Annotated in this window: 22 protein-coding genes; 18 read left to right on the forward strand and 4 right to left on the reverse strand. The window is 30.8% G+C overall.

All coding sequences use genetic code 11. The annotated features are described in order from the left end of the window. The 3 genes from ACU4C5_RS12895 (at window position 1) to ACU4C5_RS12905 (ending at window position 2,928) form a co-directional block, all read left to right on the forward strand. Complete coding sequence (locus ACU4C5_RS12895) at window positions 1-669, forward strand: aspartate/glutamate racemase family protein (protein WP_446844620.1); 669 nt, start codon at window positions 1-3, stop codon at window positions 667-669. Between the two features lie 93 nt (window positions 670-762). Next, a complete protein-coding gene (locus ACU4C5_RS12900) occupies window positions 763-1,626 on the forward strand; it encodes an SDR family oxidoreductase (protein WP_446844621.1) in 864 nt (287 codons plus the stop codon). A 207-nt stretch (window positions 1,627-1,833) separates the two neighbouring features. Continuing rightward, window positions 1,834-2,928 carry an alkene reductase gene (locus ACU4C5_RS12905; RefSeq protein ID WP_446844622.1) on the forward strand — a complete coding sequence of 365 codons (1,095 nt, stop codon included), beginning with the start codon at window positions 1,834-1,836 and terminating at the stop codon, window positions 2,926-2,928. A 52-nt stretch (window positions 2,929-2,980) separates the two neighbouring features. On the opposite strand, the gene ACU4C5_RS12910 is transcribed toward ACU4C5_RS12905, so the two are convergent. Continuing rightward, a complete protein-coding gene (locus tag ACU4C5_RS12910) occupies window positions 2,981-3,880 on the reverse strand; it encodes an EamA family transporter (RefSeq protein ID WP_446844623.1) in 900 nt (299 codons plus the stop codon). A 212-nt stretch (window positions 3,881-4,092) separates the two neighbouring features. On the opposite strand from ACU4C5_RS12910, the gene ACU4C5_RS12915 reads away from it, so the two are divergent. From ACU4C5_RS12915 to ACU4C5_RS12930, 4 genes are read left to right on the forward strand one after another with little or no spacing between them, the layout of a single operon-like run. Beyond that, on the forward strand, window positions 4,093-5,424 hold the full coding sequence (locus ACU4C5_RS12915; RefSeq protein WP_446844624.1) for a TolC family protein: 1,332 nt from the start codon (window positions 4,093-4,095) through the stop codon (window positions 5,422-5,424). An 11-nt stretch (window positions 5,425-5,435) separates the two neighbouring features. Next, window positions 5,436-6,677 (forward strand): efflux RND transporter periplasmic adaptor subunit, encoded by a 1,242-nt coding sequence (locus ACU4C5_RS12920; protein ID WP_446844625.1) that lies wholly within the window; start codon window positions 5,436-5,438, stop codon window positions 6,675-6,677. 4 nt (window positions 6,678-6,681) lie between these two features. Next, window positions 6,682-7,425 (forward strand): ABC transporter ATP-binding protein, encoded by a 744-nt coding sequence (locus tag ACU4C5_RS12925; protein ID WP_446844626.1) that lies wholly within the window; start codon window positions 6,682-6,684, stop codon window positions 7,423-7,425. Window positions 7,426-7,427: 2 nt separating this feature from the next. Beyond that, complete coding sequence (locus ACU4C5_RS12930) at window positions 7,428-8,648, forward strand: ABC transporter permease (protein WP_446844627.1); 1,221 nt, start codon at window positions 7,428-7,430, stop codon at window positions 8,646-8,648. Window positions 8,649-8,704: 56 nt separating this feature from the next. Here the strand turns inward: ACU4C5_RS12930 and ACU4C5_RS12935 are convergent, their stop codons facing one another. Both ACU4C5_RS12935 and ACU4C5_RS12940 read right to left on the reverse strand, forming a co-directional pair. After that, the gene (locus tag ACU4C5_RS12935) at window positions 8,705-9,883 is read right to left on the reverse strand and encodes an MFS transporter (protein WP_446844628.1); all 1,179 of its coding nucleotides are present in this window, start codon (window positions 9,881-9,883) and stop codon (window positions 8,705-8,707) included. Between the two features lie 69 nt (window positions 9,884-9,952). After that, window positions 9,953-10,846, reverse strand: a complete 894-nt coding sequence (locus ACU4C5_RS12940) for an AraC family transcriptional regulator (protein WP_446844629.1) — start codon at window positions 10,844-10,846, stop codon at window positions 9,953-9,955. A gap of 131 nt (window positions 10,847-10,977) precedes the next feature. Between ACU4C5_RS12940 and ACU4C5_RS12945 the strand changes: the two genes are divergently transcribed. From ACU4C5_RS12945 to ACU4C5_RS12980, 8 genes are all read left to right on the forward strand, one after another. After that, window positions 10,978-12,405 (forward strand): MATE family efflux transporter, encoded by a 1,428-nt coding sequence (locus ACU4C5_RS12945; protein ID WP_446844630.1) that lies wholly within the window; start codon window positions 10,978-10,980, stop codon window positions 12,403-12,405. Window positions 12,406-13,004: 599 nt separating this feature from the next. Continuing rightward, window positions 13,005-13,193 (forward strand): hypothetical protein, encoded by a 189-nt coding sequence (locus ACU4C5_RS12950; protein WP_446844631.1) that lies wholly within the window; start codon window positions 13,005-13,007, stop codon window positions 13,191-13,193. Next, a complete protein-coding gene (locus ACU4C5_RS12955; protein ID WP_446844632.1) occupies window positions 13,190-13,711 on the forward strand; it encodes a TolC family protein in 522 nt (173 codons plus the stop codon). Before ACU4C5_RS12950 ends, ACU4C5_RS12955 begins: the two co-directional genes overlap by 4 nt. A gap of 253 nt (window positions 13,712-13,964) precedes the next feature. Continuing rightward, the gene (locus ACU4C5_RS12960; RefSeq protein WP_446844633.1) at window positions 13,965-15,005 is read left to right on the forward strand and encodes a sensor histidine kinase; all 1,041 of its coding nucleotides are present in this window, start codon (window positions 13,965-13,967) and stop codon (window positions 15,003-15,005) included. A gap of 10 nt (window positions 15,006-15,015) precedes the next feature. Next, window positions 15,016-15,759 carry a LytR/AlgR family response regulator transcription factor gene (locus ACU4C5_RS12965; RefSeq protein WP_446844634.1) on the forward strand — a complete coding sequence of 248 codons (744 nt, stop codon included), beginning with the start codon at window positions 15,016-15,018 and terminating at the stop codon, window positions 15,757-15,759. Between the two features lie 117 nt (window positions 15,760-15,876). After that, window positions 15,877-16,176 carry a hypothetical protein gene (locus ACU4C5_RS12970; RefSeq protein WP_446844635.1) on the forward strand — a complete coding sequence of 100 codons (300 nt, stop codon included), beginning with the start codon at window positions 15,877-15,879 and terminating at the stop codon, window positions 16,174-16,176. A gap of 221 nt (window positions 16,177-16,397) precedes the next feature. Further along, window positions 16,398-16,997, forward strand: a complete 600-nt coding sequence (locus ACU4C5_RS12975) for a DUF6515 family protein (RefSeq protein ID WP_446844636.1) — start codon at window positions 16,398-16,400, stop codon at window positions 16,995-16,997. A gap of 171 nt (window positions 16,998-17,168) precedes the next feature. Further along, complete coding sequence (locus ACU4C5_RS12980; protein ID WP_446844637.1) at window positions 17,169-17,720, forward strand: thioredoxin family protein; 552 nt, start codon at window positions 17,169-17,171, stop codon at window positions 17,718-17,720. 42 nt (window positions 17,721-17,762) lie between these two features. Here the strand turns inward: ACU4C5_RS12980 and ACU4C5_RS12985 are convergent, their stop codons facing one another. Continuing rightward, window positions 17,763-18,500, reverse strand: a complete 738-nt coding sequence (locus tag ACU4C5_RS12985; protein WP_446844638.1) for a hypothetical protein — start codon at window positions 18,498-18,500, stop codon at window positions 17,763-17,765. A gap of 790 nt (window positions 18,501-19,290) precedes the next feature. Here ACU4C5_RS12985 and ACU4C5_RS12990 point away from each other — a divergent pair. The 3 genes from ACU4C5_RS12990 to ACU4C5_RS13000 all read left to right on the forward strand — a co-directional run bounded on the left by ACU4C5_RS12990 (window position 19,291) and on the right by ACU4C5_RS13000 (window position 21,224). Continuing rightward, window positions 19,291-19,575: a hypothetical protein gene (locus tag ACU4C5_RS12990; RefSeq protein WP_446844639.1), complete on the forward strand. Its 285-nt coding sequence runs from the start codon at window positions 19,291-19,293 to the stop codon at window positions 19,573-19,575. Window positions 19,576-19,822: 247 nt separating this feature from the next. Next, entirely contained in the window at window positions 19,823-20,242 is a 420-nt protein-coding gene (locus ACU4C5_RS12995; protein ID WP_446844640.1) for a DUF2147 domain-containing protein, read from the forward strand. Between the two features lie 151 nt (window positions 20,243-20,393). Continuing rightward, the gene (locus ACU4C5_RS13000) at window positions 20,394-21,224 is read left to right on the forward strand and encodes a hypothetical protein (protein WP_446844641.1); all 831 of its coding nucleotides are present in this window, start codon (window positions 20,394-20,396) and stop codon (window positions 21,222-21,224) included. The last annotated feature ends 281 nt before the right edge of the window (window positions 21,225-21,505 follow it).

Consider the following 21,505-nt stretch of genomic DNA (forward strand, 5'->3'; position numbering starts at 1 on the left):
ATGTTAAATACAAAACTAGCTGTGTTAGGACTTGGAAGTCGCTCCACATTATTTTATTTAAGTGAATTAAATCGTTTATATAACAACAAAAAAGGCGATTATAGTACTTGTCCGTTTCTATTATTAAACACCAATTTTAATAGCATTAACACTTTGCTACCAAACACTTCTAAGCAGTTAGATACCGTTGTGAATGGATATATAAAGGAAATAGAAATTTTTAACGCACCATATCTATTAATACCAAATATCACCCTTCATGAAACCATAGATCGATTGGATATTACTACAAGCGTCTTGCATCCTATCACCTTAAGTATTAAAAGAATTAAAGAAAACAATTGGGATAAAGTAGTTTTGTTTGGTTCGTTATTCAGTATGCATTCTTCTTATATTAGAGATCAATTTTTAGATAATGGTATTAGCGTAATACTTCCAAAAGAAGAAGATATGCTCTTTATAGATGATTTTAGAAAGCAAGTATACAACGAAACAGAATCGGTTGAGTGCATTGAGAAATATCATAATTTAACAAGTATTTATTCAGCTAAAAACCCAGTAGTTTTATCTTGTACAGAATTATCTATTTTAAAACTTAAAGGCAATAAAAATGTACTAGATATGGCAAATCTACAAATTGAAGAAGCTATTAAAAAAGCACTTATCTAAAGCTTAAATTTACCTTTTTTAGGATAAGATTTATCTTAAGTTTTCTTAGAAAATCAAACAACTTTGTGTTTGCAAATTCTAAAAACAGAAATCATGAAAATAGCAGTAACATCAGCAAGCGGAAAATTAGGAGCTTCCATAGTTAAACATCTGGTACAATTAATTGGTAAGGATAATGTAATTGGTATTGCGCGTACAACAGAAAAAGCAGCGCATTTAGGTGTTGAAATTAGAAAAGGAGATTATAATAGTAAAGAACAGTTTGATATAGCTTTAAAAGATATAGATACCGTTTTATTAGTTTCAGGAATGGATGCGCCAGATAAACGAATTATTCAGCACAGAAATGTCATTGAAGCTGCAAAGCAAAATGGTGTAAATAAAATAGTATACACAAGTATTGTTGGAGCAGAAGAAGGAAATGCTTTTAGTCCCATAGTGAAAACTAATAGACAAACAGAAAAAGATATTCAAAACTCTGGATTAAATTGGGTGATTGGACGAAACGGAATCTACATAGAACCAGATTTAGAATACCTAGACACTTACATTAAAGAAGGTGAAATAAACAATTGTGCTGCAGATGGCAAATGCACCTATACAAATCGTGATGAATTAGGTTTCGCTTACGCTAAAATGTTAACTGAAGATAAACATCACAAACAAATTTACAACCTTGTTGGTAATGGTATTACACAGAGTCAATTAGCAGATTTTATAAATCAAGTATACAATACCAGCCTTGTGTTTAATAACGTTTCGGTTTCTACGTATAGAAAAGAAAGAACAGAGGTTTTAGGAGACTTCATGGGAACTATTATTGCAGGGATTTACGAAGGTATTAAAGAAGGAGCAAATGATGTGAATTCAGATTTTCAAACTGCTTCTGGAAGACTTCACTTATCTACCATAGAAATGATAAAAACATTTGAAAAAACACATAATCAACCAATTTAAAGCTAATAAACAGTAAAAACATTAAGCTACTCTGTGACAATTACGCTAAAAACGGACAAAGAAAACACAAACGTAAAATTTAGTTGCTCTCAATAATTCTATTTTTAGACTAAGTAAAAGTTAAAACTATATTAATTTGTAAAAAATAAGATCATTTCCTACTGATAGGCTGTAATTTTGTTAAATAAATGTTTTACTTAAATTCCCATGAATACACAACCATTATTAACCCCATATCATAAAAATATTTCACTTAAAAACAGAGTTGTAATGGCACCTATGACACGTAGTCGTGCTAATAACGAAGAAAAAGTGGCAACATCTAACATTCAAGGTTTATATTACGAACAACGAGCTTCGGCAGGATTAATTATTGCAGAAGGTTCACAAGTATCACCACAAGCCGTTGGATATATCAACACCCCTGGCATTTATAGTGATGCGCAAGTTGAAGGTTGGAAAACCGTTACAAAACGTGTTCATGATAAAGGTGGAAAGATCTTTCTTCAATTATGGCATGTTGGCAGAATTTCGCACCCTAATTTTCACAATGGGAATTTACCTTTGTCTGCATCTGCAATTAATCCGAATGCTAAATCGTTTACTCCAGATGGCTTTAAAGACACTGTAACTCCAAAAGCAATGACGCTTGAAGATATTAAAACAACAGTTAAAGATTTTCAACATGCAGCAGAAAATGCTATAAAAGCAGGATTTGATGGCGTTGAAATTCATTCATCAAACGGCTATTTGTTTCATCAGTTTTTCACCAATTGTTCAAATAATAGAACCGATAAATATGGCGGAACGATTGAAAATAAAACACGTTTCTTTTTTGAGGTTTTAGATGCTATGAAGGCCGTTATTCCACAGGAAAAAATAGGTGTGCGTTTTAATCCGTCATTAAATGGTTTATTCGGAATTACTTTAGATGAAGACACTATTCCTACTTTTGAATATCTCGTAAAGCAATTAAACGATTATAATTTAGCGTATGTACATTTATCTGAACCGTTTACAGATGTCTCTGAAGTGCCTTTTGCCGTTACAGAAATCGCCAAACATTTTAGACCATTATATAACGGAACATTAATGATTAATACTGCTTTTGATCAAGAAAAAGGAAACCAAGTTATTAAGAATGGAGATGCCGATTTAGTAGCTTATGGAAAACCTTTTATTTCTAATCCCGATTTAGTAGAATGCTTTGAAAATAATTTGGAATTAGCAGATTGGGATCAAGATACGTTTTATACTTCCGGAGAAAAAGGCTACACTGATTATCCAAAAGCAATAAAATAAAATTTATAAATTGCATAAAAAAAGGTTACCGTAAATGGTAGCCTTTTTGCTTTTAAGAGTACAAGATAAGTCCCACGCCAATTAATATTCCAATTAAAGGGACTAATTTTTTACGTTTATTTTTCTCTCTAAACACAAGACCACCAATCACAACTGCAATAATAATCTGACTACGTTTTATTGCAGAAAGCAACATAATTAATGCGTCTGGATCTTGTAAAGCTTTAAAGTAGAAATAATCTGCAGCTTGTAATAAAATTCCAACTGCAGGAATAGACCATCTAAATTTAAATGCTTTGCGTTTTTCAGCATAAGGAAACCATGTAATTGATAAAATCACTAATAAAATTAAGATGGTATACAAGCAAAACCAAAACTGAAGTGTTTGTGGGTTTAAACTTAAATTCTGAATTAAAAATTTATCATACAATCCACTAGAAGCACCCAAAAAAGTGGCTCCTATAATGGCAAAAATCCATTTATTACGCTTAAAGTTAATCCCTTCTTTTTTTCCAATTTTAGAATATAATATTACCGAAAAAATAATCAGAAAAAAACCTAACCACTGCAAACCGTTTGGCCGTTCATCATAAATAAGAATTGCACCAATAAAGGTGAAAAATGGACCTGCAGATCTGATAGGTGTAACAATGGTTATAGGTAAATGCTTTAATGCTTGGTATGCTAACACCCAAGAACTTGCCATAATCATAGATTTTATAAAAATAAACCCATGAGTTTTCCAAGAAAGTACTTGAAATTCGTAACCATTACTTTGAGCATACTCCGGAAAAAAACTTGCTAATACATAAAATGTGGCGACAAATAAAAACCCACAAGACACTGTTCCTAAAAGCACCGGAAACACTTCATTTCCTTGTACTGCATGTTTTTTACATAAGTTATGTAAGCCTAAAAATAACGCGGCTAAAAGCCCTAAATACATCCACATTTCGCGAAGATAATGTAATACTTAATTTATCAAAACAAATTATAGCTACATAAACTTTCAATAGTATAAAAAGTTTGTTTTTAAGAAATGTTTAAAAATTTCATCGGTAAAACATTGGTTTCTGTATAGTCAATATTACACATCTTCTATTCCTGTTTTATATAGTAGATAATAATTTGATATTTGAGTATAAATTAAAAAACACTTCTCAAATGAAATTATATCTCATCATCGCAAGTTTATTATTTGCACAGGTTACAATAGCCCAAGAGGATCAGGAGACATCTAGCACAAAGATATGGTCGTTAGAAGATTGCATCGTATATGCTATTGAAAATAACATCACCATTAAAGATGCTACGCTTAACCAAGCTGTTACTGAAGTAGATTATAACAAAGCTAAATCTGCTAGATTACCAAACTTATTTGGTAATGCTTCACAAAGTTTCTCTAGTGGTAATACCATTGACCCTATTACAAGTAACTATGTTACCGATCAAATACACAGTACAAATGTGGGGATAAATAGTAATATGACTTTATTTCAAGGAAATCAGCTTAATAATCAAATTTCACAAAATAAATTATTAGTAAGTCAAAGTCAGTTTTTAGTTGAAGAAACTAAGAATAACATTGTTTTAAGCATTCTTGAAACCTATTTACAAACTTTATATAGTAAGGAGGGAATTACTATTTCTGAAAACAATTTAATCGCTTCAGAAAAAGAAGTGGCACGTGCAAAATCTAGATTAGACGCCGGATCTATCGCTTTAAATGATTACACAGATGCACAATCGCAAGTCGCAACAAACAAATACAATGTTATTGCCGCTAAAAACGACTATCAACAATATATTTTAGCTTTAAAACAATTATTAGAATTAGGTCCGCTAGATACTATTGAAATTGAAACGCTTGATACTAATATCAATTTATTAAATCTTGAATTAGATAAGGTATCTATTTACAATAAAGCCGTTAGTACGATGCCTGAAATTCAATCTAGTGAAATTAATGTTGCAGTTAGTGAAAAAGAATTGGACATCGCTAAAGGTGGTTATTTACCAACACTATCATTAACAGGAAGTTTAGGCTCTGGTTATACGAGTATTAATGACAATACGTTTTCAGATCAGTTTGACGTGAATTTTAATCAGAAATTAGGGTTGTCATTAAGCATTCCAATTTTCAATAGAAACCAAACAAAATCAGCTGTAGAGACAGCATCTATAAATATTGAACGTGCCGAAATTTCAAAACAGAGTACACAAAAAGAACTATTTAAAAAAATAGAAACGGCATACCAAAATGCAATATCAGCACAAGAACAACTTGTTGCTGCTGAAGCTTCAAAAACAGCTGCAGAACAATCGTATAAATTGGCTCAAAAAAAATATGAATTAGGCGCTTTAAGTACTACCGATTTAATTATTAGTCAAAACACGTATACCAACACCCAACAAAATTATTTACAAGCCAAATACTTAAATATTTTATACCACCAATTATTACAATTTTACCAAGGAAACGATATCAAACTTTAATATAAATCACCATGAAAAAAAATAAAAACATCATCATTATAAGCATTGTAGTCGTTGTACTTGCAATTGTAGGATACTCTTTTATGAAAGGCGACGATGCCATTATAATAGAAGCAAAAACGGTAGTTGCTAAAAAAGGAGATGTTACCACATCGGTAACGGCAACCGGAACGATTGAACCCATTACACAAGTAGAAGTAGGAACGCAAGTTTCTGGTGTTGTAGAAAAAATCTATGTAGATTATAACAGTGTAGTTACAGAAGGACAATTAATTGCAGAATTAGATAAAACAAACTTAAATGCTTCTAAAATACAAGCTCAAGCAGTTTATGATAATGCAGTAAGTCAAAGAAACTATTTGAAAACGATTTACGACAGACAAAAATCGTTGTTTGACAACCAAGTAATCAGTCAATCTGATTTTGATGAAGCTACTTTTAATTATGAAACTGCAAAAGGAACCGTAACTCAACGTTATTCAGATTTACAATCTGCCATAACAAATTTAGGATATGCTAATATTTATTCGCCAATAAATGGAGTTGTTTTATCTAGAGCTATTGATGAAGGACAAACAGTTGCTGCTAGTTTAAGTACACCAACCTTGTTTACAATTGCTCAAGATTTAAAAGAAATGCAGGTAGAAGCTGATGTTGATGAAGCAGACATAGGAGAGGTAAAAGAAGGGCAACGTGTTAGTTTTAATGTTGATGCTTATTTAGGAGAAGAATTTGAAGGCGTTGTTACCCAAGTACGATTAAACCCAACGGTAACCTCAAATGTGGTAACCTATACGGTAGTGATTAAAGCAGATAACCCAGATTTAAAATTAAAACCAGGTTTAACAGCTATCATTTCTATTTACACCTTAGAATTAAAAGATGTGTTAACAACAGAAGCCAAAGCCATTAATTTTAAGCCAACACGCCAAGAATTAACCGCTTATAATGAACAACATAATCTTACGGCACAACAAACAAATGAAAGATCAACAGAAAGATCAACAGAAAGACCAAAATATGAAGACAAAGCTACCGTTGTGTGGGTTTACAGTAGCAATGGAGATATAAAATCTCAAGAAGTCACTTTAGGAGCAAGTGATGGCGTTAACGTTCAAATTTTAGAAGGAATTTCTGAAGGTGACAAATTAGTATATAGCTTAGAAGGCGTAAGTGCTTCTGGAACAAAAACAACAGGTAAAAGCGAAAATCCATTTATGCCATCAACATCAAGAGGTGGAGGAAAAAGATAATACTATGAGCAAAGCAATTATAAAAATAGAAGATTTAAAACGCGAATTTACCATGGGATCTGAAACGGTACGCGCGTTAAAAGGTATTTCGTTTGATATAAAAGAAGGCGAGTTTGTAACCATTATGGGTTCATCTGGTTCTGGAAAAAGTACGATGTTGAATATTTTGGGTTGTTTAGATCAACCTACATCTGGCAACTTTGAAATTGATGGTGTTAAGGTTAAAGACCTTACTAAAAATGAATTAGCAACCATACGTAATGAAAAAATCGGATTTATTTTTCAATCCTATAATTTATTAGCAAGAACATCTGCTATTGAAAATGTAGAATTACCGCTTTTATATAACAGTAAAGTTTCCACAGAAGAACGCAGAAAACGTGCTATTGAAGCGTTGCAAAAAGTAGGCTTGGGCGAACGGTTAGATCATACACCAGCACAGCTCTCAGGAGGGCAGCAACAACGTGTTGCCATTGCACGGTCATTAGTTAATAATCCTGTTATGTTACTTGCCGATGAAGCAACAGGAAACTTGGACACACGAACTGCCTATGAAATTATGTCCATTTTTCAAGAGCTAAACGAACAAGGTATTACTATCGCTTTTGTAACACACGAAGAAGATATTGCAACATTTAGTAGTAGAACCATTGTTTTAAAAGATGGAAATATCATTCAAGATAACAAAAATGAAAATGTACAATCGGCAAAAGTAGAGTTAGCAAAATTACCTAAACAAGAGGATTAATTATGAGACTATTAAATTTATTTAAAATCGCTTTTAAAGCCATCGTTCTTAATAAAATGAGAACTTTACTAACTATGTTAGGCATCATTATAGGTGTAGCATCGGTAATTGCAATGCTCGCTATTGGTGAAGGCTCTAAAGAAAGCATTCGCGAAAGTATTTCGGCTATGGGTTCTAATATTATTACTATAAGGCCAGCGTCTACTTCAAGTAGTGGAGTTCGACCAAGTGCAAGTGAGATGCAATCACTTACCCTTAAAGATTATGAAGCCATTAAAGATCAAGCTACCTTTTTAAGTTATACAACACCATTGGTAAATGGTAGCGGACAAGTTATAAACGGTAACAATAACTGGCCAAGTACTATTTATGGCGTAAATCCAGATTATCTCAAAATTAAAGTAGTTGATTTGCAAAGCGGAAGTATGTTTACAGATGCCGAAGTACAAACGGCTTCTAAAGTGGCACTTATTGGGCAAACGGTCGTGGACAATGTGTTTCCTGATGGGCAAGATCCTATTGGACAGATGATTCGTTTTAATAATATTCCATTTACAGTGATTGGCGTATTAGAAGTAAAAGGAGAAAACACCTTTGGTCAAGACCAAGATGATGTGGTTATTTCACCATATACAACCGTACAAAAACGTATTTTGGCTATTGATTATATCAATCAAATTATGGCTTCGGCAATAAGTGAAGACGATGCGCCAAATGCTGTTACTGAAGTCTCAGAAATTATGAGAGTACAACATAAAATACCTCATCCAAGTAAAGACGATTTTAGTGTACAGTCTATGGAAGAATTGATTTCTACTTTTAGTTCTACAAGTGAGATGTTAACTTTATTATTAGTGGCAGTTGCTAGTATTTCGTTATTAATTGGAGGTATTGGAATTATGAATATTATGTATGTGTCTGTAAAAGAACGGACCAAAGAAATTGGATTAAGAATGGCTGTAGGAGCAAAAGGAGCAGATATTTTAATGCAATTTTTAATAGAAGCTATTTTAATTAGTGTAACTGGTGGTGCTTTAGGCGTCCTTTTAGGACTCACTTCTACGGTATTTATTGAGAAATTCTTAAATTGGCCAACAAGTGTTGCTGTGTATTCTATTGTGATTTCTTTTGCAGTTTGTGCGGTAACAGGTATTTTCTTCGGGTGGTATCCTGCGAGAAAAGCATCAGCATTAGATCCAATAACAGCTTTACGTTACGAGTAATAGAGTTCGATTTTTAAATTAATATGAATATTAAAAAGACTAATTGTTTTAAACAGTTAGTCTTTTTTTGTGATTGAAGTTTTGGATTCAAAAATAAATTGAATAATTAAAATACTTATTGATATTAATAATCCTAAAACAGCAACACCTTGCCAACCATAATATTCCCAAGCAAAAGCTCCTAAAAAAGTACCCAAAGCACCACCAATAAAAAAGCCAACCATATAAACAGTATTTACTCTATTTCTAGCCTCTGGATTTTTAGAAAAAATAGTAACTTGGTTGGTAATATGTAAAACTTGCAAACCTAAATCTACAATAATTACTCCCAGTGCTAAACCAATTAAAGAGTATCCTGAAAAAAGGAAAATTACCCAAGAAACCATCAATAATATGGTAGAAAAGACAATAAGCTGCTTTTGTTTATATTTATGACTAATCTTCCCTACAACCGTTGCTCCAAGCGCACCCACAATACCAAAAACACCAAAGGCACCAGCAACATCGCTATCGTAACCAAAATGATCTTCCATTAAAAAGACAAAGGTGGTCCAAAAAACACTTAATCCAGCAAACCCAAGTCCGCCACGTAATGCAGCCAATCGTAACGAAGGTTCTGTTTTAAAATAATGGCCTATTGATTTTAATAAACTTCCGTAACTTCCTTTATAACTGGGTTTAATTTTTGGTAATTTATATTGAAGTAGAACAAACAGCAAGACCATTAATACGGTTGCGGCAGTAAACATAAAGCGCCATCCGTACCATTTGCCAACAATACCACTTATTACACGGCTTCCTAAAATACCAATAAGCAATCCGCTCATTACAATACCAATGGCACGTCCTCTGCCTTTATCATCAGATAATTGTGCAACCATTGGTACAAATAATTGCGGTATTGCAGATGAAAAACCAATAAAAAAACTACTTATAATTAAAAGATATAATGAGCTTGATAAGGATGCTGCGATTAATGAAAGTATCATTAAAGCAAAATCGAATTGTAATATTTTTTTGTTAGAAACTTTATCACCTAAAGGAACTATAAATAATAAACCAAAAGCATATCCTAATTGTGTAGCTAAAGGCACATTACTTACTGCAGATTCACTAACTCCAAACTCCACAACCATTTGGTGTAAAAGAGGTTGGTTGTAATATAAATTAGCAACAACAAGTCCGGCAGAAATACTCATCAAGTATAAAACGGAATTGGATAAATTTTTGCTCATATTTTAAAACTTAAGAATACTTTTTAATTAAGAGCCAAAGGTATTAAACTATAAAATTTATAGGTAATTTTAATTTCCTTTATTTCTAAATTGAGTGGCAGTAACGCTCATATTACGTTTAAAAAACTGATTAAAATTAGCAACTTTATTAAAGCCTAATGCATACGCTATTTCTGCTATCGATTTATCCATTTGATGTAACAGTGTTTTTGCGTATAATATTTTATAATCGATTATTATTTTTTGTGCACTTTTACCTGTTGCTTTTTTTGCACATTCGGTTAAATAGATTGGACTAATATGCATTTTAGAAGCATATTCTTTTACCGATAAAAATTGATTGTTACTAGAGAGAATTTCTTTCTCAAACTTAGACATAATTGCATCAAAACGATTCATGGTAACAATTCCCTTATTATGTTGCGTGGCTCTATCTATTTTATAAAGTAAAACCAAAAGCAGAGATCTTACAATTTCAAGATTATGAATTTTAGAACTTCTAGATTCCGTATGCAGTTCTTTTGCTAAACTTAAAATGGCATTAAAATCAGTGTCCGATAATTGGTATAATGGCATGGTATGAATTTTAAAAAAAGGAAATTCATTTTGTAATCCATAAGACTGATTCAAATTTGTAAAAAGAGACGCATTAAAATAAAGAATATAACCTTTATCATCATTAGGCGGAATCTCACTATAATTAATGACCTGAAACGGAGATACTATAGCTAAACTATTACGCATGTCCGGAAGCGTTTGGTTTCCTATTTTAAAGTTTTTTGTACTGCGTTCTAAAACACCAATCTCAAAAAAATCGCGTTTGTGTGGGCCAGAAAACTTTTCGTCGGGTTTTACAAAATTCTCAGGCTTAGCCATCCGTCTAATGTAAAAACTGTTAGAATAATCGTTAGCAGGGTCCAAAACGTTTACAAAATAGTTGCTGATGTCACTAAATACTTCCATAGCTTATAGTTTTATAATAAAATGTTAAAGATACAGAAAACCTAAATAGTAATCTTTTATACATATATTTTAATATGTAATACAGTTTTTTGTCGACCTACCTTTGCCTTGTATTAGAGAATAAACAGGTAATGAGTAGTAAAAAAAATAAACTTAGTAATGTTTTTCTTTTCTTAAAAGAGAAGAAACAAAAGTTTGTAGGTTATTTTAGGAAGAACGATAAAGAACATTCGCTTAAAGAAGATTCTATTTTAAAACTATTAATCGTTTTTGTGGGACCTGCTGTTTTAGGAATGCTCGTTAACATCCTTTACAATGTAGTAGACCGAATCTTTGTGGGGCAGTTTGTTGGCGCAGAAGGCTTATCTGCAGTAACCTTAGTATTTCCAATCAACTTTTTTAAGTTCGGGTTTGTATTGCTATTTGGTAGTGGAGCCGGGGTTTTAATTGCTAAATATTTAGGAGAGAATCGCTTAGATAAAGCCGAAGAAGTATTTGGTACTATGCTCGTTGGTTTACTAATTGTTATGGTGCTTTTTACAACTGCAGGACTCTTTTTTTATGAAGATCTATTAATTCTTTTTGGTGCAGAAGATCTGCTTTTGCAATTGTCTAAAGACTACTTATTTATCATCATTTTAGGTTTTCCGCTTAGTTTTTTTGTTGCTTTAGCATTTACGTGTCGTGCAGAAGGAAACCCGAGTTTCCCTGCAAAACTAGTTCTGCTTTCTGCAATAATTAATGTGAGTTTAGATTATGTCTTTATGAAAATATTTGGCATGGGCGTTAAAGGTGCTGCCTTGGCAACTATTATAGCGCAAGGTGTAAATGCTGTTTTATTACTTAGGTATTACATCCAAGGAAAAAGTTTTGTAAAATTAAAATGGAAACATCTTACACTTAAAAAAGAAATTATACTACCGATTCTTGCTGTAGGTTTAGCACCATTTGCTATGGACATCTCAGTAAGTTTCCAAAATGCATTTGCCAATCATTTGTTATTAGATTCAGGAGGATCAGATGCTGTTGCGGTTATGGGGATTATTTTTGGCATTAATGCATTTTTTATGATGACTGCTCTAGGAACAGGAGATGGTATGCAACCAATTATCAGTTATAATTATGGTGCAAAACAGTATGATCGTGCGTTAAAAACATTAAAATATGTATTGGTTTTTGTGCTTTCGGCAGGCTTTTTAGGGATTACTGTTATAGCATTTTTTCCTGAATCAATTATTAGCGTGTTTATAAATGATAATACAAAAATTGTAACCCTTACAAAATCTGCTTTAAAAATATTTGTGTTCTCTATCCCTTTTTTTATGACACAAGTGGTGGTAACTCGTTATTTTCAAGCCATACAAAAAAATACCATCGCCACCTTTTTAGCCCTATTTCGTCCTATACTATTATTTATTCCTATTTCATATGTGTTAAATAACAGTTATGGATTGACAGGTATTTGGATTGCCTTTGTGGTGAGCGATAGTTTAGCAGCTTTAATAGCCTTATTTCTGGTGAAAAAATATGCAATAAATAAAATAAAAAACAGCTCATAAAAAAGCAATTAAGTCCATCGTAAACTTTTAAATAAAATAACACTCAGCAATAATAAATACTTTCCTATAAATGGAAACTAAAATAAATAAGTTAAAATCTCTGTGTTTTATAATCCTCATCAGTCTATTAGCAACCTCTTGTAACAGCAATAAAGAAGAAAATAAAAACGAAGCTGTTGTTGAGTACAAAGTTGTAACAGTTTTCCAGAAGACATAGCACTTTATAGAGAATTTCCTGTTACTATTGAAGGTATTGAGAACATTGAAATACCACCAAAAGTAGAAGGTTTTATAGAAAAAGTATTGGCAGATGAAGGTGAATATGTAAAAAAAGGACAGCTTCTTTTTATATTGAATGCACTATTAACTTTAATACTCGGGCAATTAAGTAGCAGTTAGGAATTAGATGTGTGGGGAAAATTGAAAAGTAATAAGCATTCTGTTTTAGTATCTTTCTTAAAAACGGAAGCTGCTACCAAAGCCGTTAAAACCCAATTAATTTCTGATATGCCACACGTTATTATAATTTATTGGCTTTAGATGCGCAATTAGCAATAACTAAGGAAACACTTGAAAATAGAATAGGAGACCAAGAAACAATGAAGTATCTTAAGGAATCTGCAGTCGTAAATAGTACAGCTGTAGTACAAAGTGAAGCAAGCAAGTATGAGATTGAAGCTGCTATCCCCGATATTGAAATGTGTATTTTACAAGAAGAAAATGCGCTTTCTATTTTATTAGGAAGAGCCCCGATAGAAACAGACCTGATATTCAAGAAGCAGAAATGAGTTTTAGAGCTGCTTTTGAAGATGTAAATATCGCAAAAACGTATCTTTATCCATCGTTTACCATAACAACAAATGGAGGACTGTCCTCTTTAAGTTTATCTGATTTTTTTGACCAGTCTGTATTTTATAATCTTGTTGGAGGTTTAACACAGCCTATTTTTGCTAAAGGTGAAAATAAAGCACGACTTAAAATTAATAAATCGAAACAGCAGCAAGCTTTTTATGATTATAAAGCAACATGGTTAACTGCTGGTAGTGAAATTTCTAATGCTTTATTTAGTTATAAAAAAGCGATAGAAAAACAAAATTCTAGAGCACACCAAGTTTCTGCTTTAGAAAAATCTGTAGAATTTACACAGGCACTTTTAGAATATTCTTCGACGACAAATTATACCGATGTACTTACGACTCAAAATAGTCTGTTATCGGCACAATTAGATGGTATTAGTGATAAGCAGCAAGAATTACAAGCCGTTATACAGTTGTATCGCGCACTTGGTGGTGGTTGGTTAAATTAAAGAATAAAATTGATACAGGTCTAAATGCGTTGTTAAGGCCTGTATTAAATTTTAAGTGTTTTTATACAAATCACAATCGATAAAATTGCAACATTCGTATAGTTAATAACCTAAATCATCTATTATATAGAGCGCTAAAAAACAATAAATCTTATCTTTGAATTTTTAGACTAAAACATTAATATTACAAAAATAAGTTTCACTTATATAGTCAATAGAATTTGTTTTAGTATAAAGTTCAAAATAAAACGAAATGCACAAAAATAAAAACATAACCCTCTTTTCACATTTATTAGTATGGTTTGTACTTTTTAGTATGCCTTATTTATTATCTTCTGGTCAAGAGCAAGATTTAGAGAGAGTTGTAGCTCGTTTTTGGATTCCCTTAGTGTTTTCTACAGTTATATTTTATGTCAATTACTTCATATTTATAGATCGTTTTTTATTTGCTAAAAAGACGGCTTTATATATTGGTATTAATGTGGTTATTATCATTGTCTTTTTACTTTTAAAAGAATTTATAGAAGATACCTTTTTTCAAAACCTTTTGTCAGGACGTTCAGAAAATGGCAAAGAAGGACCACGACCACCGTTTAAAATGTTTCTGTACATACAAACGTTATCTTATATGGCGCCGCTGTTATTTTCAATTGCTTTAAAAAGTACGAAGCGTTGGGTGAAAACAGAGGCAGAACGCAAGGAAGCAGCAAACATTAAGTTACAATCAGAGCTTCAGCATTTGCATTACCAATTGCAACCACATTTCTTTTTCAACTCCTTAAACAATATCTATGCTATGGTAGATATTTCGCCAGACCAAGCGAAAGCCTCCATACATAGTTTAAGTAAGTTAATGCGTTATATGCTGTATGAAACAAATGTAGAAGTTATTCTTTTAACCAAAGAAATTGATTTCATGAAAAAGTATATCGATCTTATGAAGCTTCGTGTTTCAGATAAAACCGTGGTTAATTACAGTTTCCCTGTTAAAGAAACTGGTATTAAAATAGCGCCTTTATTATTTATATCATTAATAGAAAACGCCTTTAAACATGGGGTTTCTGCTAGTAAGGAAAGTTTAATTACTATAGATATGACTTACAATGAAAAGACCGTAACATTTGATATAGAAAATGATAATTACCCCAAGTATACAGACGATAAAAGTGGATCTGGTATCGGTTTACAAAACTTAATAAAACGTTTAGAATTATTGTACCCACATAAACATGTATTTAAAACCGCTTTAAAAGCTAATCGTTTTTCTGTACATTTAGAGATTGAAACGAATTAGAAATTAGATAATGAGCAATATAAAAATTACTTGCGTTATAGTAGACGACGAGCCAATGGCACTAAATTTAGTAGAGAGTTATGTTGAAAAAACACCTTTCTTAGATTTTAAAAAGAAATGTAGTAGTGCTATTGAGGCTATGGAGTATATTAAAACTAACCCTGTAGATTTGCTCTTTTTAGACATACAAATGCCTGATTTAACAGGTTTAGAATTTTCTAAAATGTTACCCAAAGAAACGCGTGTTATTTTTACCACTGCTTTTGATCAGTATGCACTAGAAGGCTTTAAAGTAGAAGCGTTAGATTATCTATTAAAACCTTTTGATTATGCTGAGTTTTTATCAGCAGCTAACAAAGCTTACAATTGGTTTTCATTAAAAAAACAAGAAACTGTATCTGCTACACCAGTTGTACTTTCTGAAGAAAAAGAATTCCTTTTTGTGAAATCAGAATACAAACAATTGCGTATCAAATTGGCAGATGTTTTATATTTTGAAGGCTTAAAAGACTATATCAAAATATGGCTAAAAGGCAACCCAAAACCTGTTTTAACCTTAATGAGTTTAAAATCGCTAGAGGAGGAGTTACCTAGCTCTCAATTTATGAGAGTTCATCGTTCGTTTATAGTGGCTTTAAAAAATATAGAAGTTATTGAGCGAAGTCAGATCATAATAAATAGCCAACGTATTACAGTATCAGAACAATACAAGTCTAAATTTCTTGCTTATATTTCAGATAACTCGCTTAATTAACGCATTAAAGATTCATCTATATAACTTAGGCATTCAACGCCTAAATTAAGGTATTCGTCTATTCTTTTTTTCAATATTAAAGTAGTCGCTTACATTTGGCGGAAATCAATTTTTATTATGAAAAAAGTAGTATTATCATTAACTGTAGTGCTTGCATTAACAAGCTGTAACAGTGTAAAAGACCTTAACACATCTAGCCTAACACAAGCGGCTACTTTATTAAGTTCATTAAGTTCAAATTCAACAGTGCAACAAATTACTAGTCTTTTTAGCTTATTAGATACTAATAAAGATGAAGCTATTAGCAGTACAGAGGCTATTGGAACTGTTTCAGACAACTTTAATGTTTTAGATACAGACAGTAACTCTAGTTTAAATCTTACTGAATTAACTGGCTTATTAGATATCTTAAAATAAGATTATTTACATATTAGTATAAAAGCACACCTTGTAAGATGTGCTTTTATACTTTATAACACTTATATGTTCTTCTATAAAATATAAGTATCTGTAGAGCCCATTAACTTGTTGGTCTATTTCTGTTTCATAAAAAATAAAAACATAGTATTTTTAAACTATTGCTATGATAATCAGTCTTAGCAACTACAGAATAAAGTTGAATTAAAATTCTATCAATTATGAAAACACTATTTAAAACTTATGCTTTATTACCAATAATAATGTTAGCGTTTATAGCTCAAACCAATGGGCAAACTAGAAAAAAAACTACTGTAACTAAAACAACAACCATAAAAAAGGTTACACCTAAAAAAACTGCTACAACCAAACGTATATCTAGTAATAAAGTACAATACCGTACGCAAAAAAAGAAAGTTGTTTCGGTTAGAACAGTTCCTAATAAAACTGTTATTAAATATAACGGGCAAAATTATTACTATGCAAATAATAAGTATTACACGTATTCTAGAGGACATTACATTGTAATTGCTCCAAAGATTGGATTTAAAACTAATATACTACCAAACAACTATAATAGAATAGTTTACAACCAACATATTTATTATAATGTAGATGGTATTTTTTACAACGAAAATAATAACAACTACGAAGTTGTAGAACCAGAAATTGGCACCGTAGTATATGAACTTCCTAGTGATTATGAAAAGGTAACTGTTGACGGACAAACATATTATGAATATGCTAATGTGCTTTATGAAAAAGTGCAAATAAACGGAACAAGAGCTTACGAAGTAGTAGGTATTATAGACATCAATTAAGAATTGATTAACAACTTAATGTTGTGAAATAGCAGTGAAAACGCCTTTACATTAAAGTATTGGCGTTTTTGTGTTATTGGAAGTATATTTGTAAACGCTACTTTAACATTAACTGTAAAGTAATTGTTGTATTACAGACTAACATCTTAATTATCAAAAAGCACTTTTATCATGTCTTTAACCTTATCAACTATGATGGCGCTAGGAACAACTGCACCAGACTTCACACTTCCTGATACTATATCTGGAGAAAACTTATCCTTAACGGAATTACGCTCAGAAGTGGCAACGGTAGTAATATTTATCTGTAATCATTGTCCGTTTGTACACCATATAAATCCTGCTTTAGTCGCTATTGCTGAAAAATACCAATCACAAGGCATTCAATTTATAGCCATTAGCAGTAATGCCGTTGAAGATTACCCGCAAGACAGTCCGGAGTTAATGAAAGAAACCGCTTTAAGAGAAGGCTATACATTTCCTTATCTATATGATGCCACACAAGAAGTTGCTAAAGCTTATAATGCTGTTTGCACTCCAGATTTGTTTGTGTTTAACGAGCAACTTTCTTGCGTATATAGAGGTCGATTTGACGACACAAGACCTAATTTAGGTATTTCTACCGGTAAAGATTTAAGCGCAGCCTTAAATGCTGTTATTTCAGGGGAAACTGTAAACAGTTTACAACATCCAAGTATGGGGTGTAATATTAAATGGCGTTAATAATATGGCAAGTAATTTTATCTAAAAAACAGAGGTAACTATCTACACAAATTTCTCCTTAATATTTTTAGGATCAATTTTTTTTGTCTTCGAAACAAAGATCATAATCATATAAATAGATAAGAGATGACACACCACAATAAGCACCGTAAAGGTACGATTGTAATAAAAGAGTTCGTTTATAGGAGTTAGTGCAACTTGAAATAAGGTAAATATTCCTGAAATTAATAAATTAACCCCGTTAGTATACCTGTCATTAATATATATAAGTCCTATTATAATCAAAAAGACAAGTAAAGTGAAAGTACATAAAAATGTGTAAAAGATAGATTCTCCAGGAATATAATCTATAAGCGCCTCTAAAACTGCATATATAATATAACCAACAAATAGTACAGCAATAATCATTGAGAGTGATATTACCGATTTAAATTTTGGTTTATTAAGATACTTCAATAATACAATTGAGGTTAATACTAATGATAAAGAAGTTAATATTGAAATCCATATAAAATGGCTTTTAAAACCCGTAAATGCTAAAACATCGGAAGCAGCAATTACAACTATAGCCAAACAATATATGATGCTGAATTTTTCTTTACACAACATAATGTGTTTTAATCCAATAGATAAAACTCCTAAAGGCAAAATATAAACAAGGTGTTTTTTATCCATAAACACACTTACAAGAACCGATAACATAAAAGTAACGTAAACTATTACTTGATAGAATTTTAGGTTTTGTATACAATTAAGCGCTGTAAATTTATCCTTAATCATAATGTAGAGTAAATGAGATCCCTTTACAATCAAATATACAGAATTAGTATCATACTTAACTTACGTTTACCTATTTATAATCAATCCATCATAAAAAAAACACTTACACTTAATTAGAGTTATTAAAAATGATTGATCAGTACAACAGGTAATTTCATACAATAACCTAGGTTTAGTAGGTAATTGCGGTCTTATACCTTAAAACTTACTTAAAGTACTAAAAACCAAATAAGTTAATTGCTTAGAACGCTTCTAAATATCACATAGCCCTAAAACAGATAAGAGCAACAATCTCCTAAAAGATCTTTAGAGTCATCGCTTTATTAAGGTTTATAATGTCTAGTAGAATAGTTGGTTTTATTTTTTAGGAGCCATAAATCACATTGCACAAGGTTATAATAATTAACTTATGAAGCTTTAGGTGTATAAAGATTGTTTTTATGATTGAAAAGCCTATTTTAGGAAATTGTAAGACCTTTTTTGTCTTACAAAACTCATTATAAAAAACTGTTTCTTATAAGAAATATGGTTAATTGCGGAATATCCTTAATAATATTATTTTTTTAATATTTATATTTGAGTTATTCATTTAAAACAAGATAAATAGCATTCTGTAAATTATGGATAACAAAAATTTATACCGAGAATATATTACAACTGCTCAAAAGAATATTAGTTACCACAATTTAAAAGCAGATAAAACAGCCTTTCAATAGTTGTTTTTTTAGATTATTAAAGAGAGACAATCTATGTCAATTACTAACCAATTAGTGTTTTAAACCTATAAATTATGACGAAATTGAATAAATGGATTATACTAAATTGTTTCATTTCATTAATCATGTTTTGTTTTATTTTTTATAAAAATGTGGGAGTTTCTGGAGGAGACATGGCTATTTATGCGTTAAATATCATTTTTGGAATCATTCAAATAATCACACTAATAATTTTAATATGGAAGAAAGATAACTCGTTTTATAAGGTTATACTCTTCATCCTACTTTTTCAAATTATTGAAATCATACTAATGAGTGTTTGGGGAAATACCATGAATGCCTTTTTTAAATCTTATTAGATATCTAAATTAAAAACAATCCAAAACACTCTTCAATAAAAAATACCTATCTTATTAATTACCAATCTTATATTTGTGATTTACTAAACATTACAGGTAACTATAATGATATTCTCTTTCTAATATTTATATTTGGGAAAGTGATTTCAACATTTGTGAGATAAAAATATCATATTTCTTTTTAAAATCAAACAAGCTGAAAACATTAAAACACTTAATTTAACACTAAAAAAAACACCCAAAAATTATGAAACATTTGTATATAGTATTAATAATAGCTTTCAGTTTTACATCACAAGCACAAACTATTACCGGACAATGGGAAACCTTTGATGATGAAACTAAAGAGAAAAAAGCAGTTATTGAAATTTATGAAGATAACGACCTTTATTTTGCCAAAATAGTAAAAAGTTACACTAGTAAAGAAGGTGCCGTTTGTAATAATTGTAATGGCGAACAAAAAGGGAAACCAATTGTAGGATTAGTTATTATTGAAAACTTAAAAGCTGACGATGACGAATATAACGACGGAACCATTATGGATCCTGAAAACGGAAAAACATATAAATGCTATATAGAATTTGTAAATGATAATAAACTAAAAGTAAGAGGATATCTTGGAGTTGCTCTTTTTGGAAGAACGCAATACTGGACTAGAAAACAATAAAAAGTATACCATATCTTTATTATCACATACCAAATAGGAGCGTAGCGCTTTATTTTTATTTGCAGGATGTAAATGTATAACACGTTTATATCCTGCTTTTTTTTTGATCTATTTACTTTTAAATATTTTATACTAACACCTTGCCAACAATATGAAAAAACACATCTTTTTAGCATTATTACTAGCTTTTTCAACTTTTGTATTCTCACAAAATTCAAAAGAAGAAGCATCAATTTTTTTAAATCAAATTCAATCTAGAAAAATTATTGAAAATGTATTTAATGCCGTAAAAGAATCTATCAAATCGAATGAAAAAGAATTATTTAAAAATCAAGGTTTAGAATATGGAAATGCAGGAGATATTGAAATATTTCATAATTTTCTTGATGAAGAAATCAATTTATTTATAGATGATGCATACAATGCAATGCGGTATACATATTCTTCCAAATCAAAAGATAGTATTCTAAAATATATTTCAATTGCTAAAGAAAATCAAAATGAGGTTTTAGAAAAATCAGGATTTAAAAAAGAATTAGAATCAATATTGAAAGAAAAACAAGTGTATCTAATTAACGACATAAAATTAACTTTACGTGAAATTAGAGCTAAATACAATCCATTGATCTTAAAAGTTATCGAAAACGGAAAAGAATCTGATGTTTCTAAGATTGATTTAGAGTTGTTTTTAAACACCAATACTGAAAAAAAATCAAAACTATCAATCTTAAATAAATCTAATTCGGAAATAAATTTACCAGAAGGTTTTGATTTTAACCTAATAGAATCCTTGACAATAAAATATCTTGGAATAGAATATATCGTGGAAAGGTTTAATAATTCAATACCAAAAGAAATACAAGAGTTGACTAGCCCTTTATCAAAATATTGTTTTGAACAACTAGAAAAATGGACTTTATTAATAGATGAAAATAATATTGTATTAATAACACGAGGTTCAATTGGACAAGCAAGAAAATAAATACAGCTACCAATACCTAGTATAATTTACTACTAACGGAAGCTACTTACAAATATTTTAGAGTATTATCTATTCACTTTTAATGGATTACCCCAAAAACAACCATTAATAATCTTTTTACATCCTATGATTTATGAAGAACGAATAAATAGCACAGAAATGCCACACTAAAACCATTAAATTATTCCCTTTCTTTTACAGATAACCATAATGATGCTTTTACTATAATTACATCAAGGTTCTCGAAAAAATACTCGTTAAATCAATAGCTATATTTAATG

This window comes from Lacinutrix undariae, assembly GCF_052934785.1.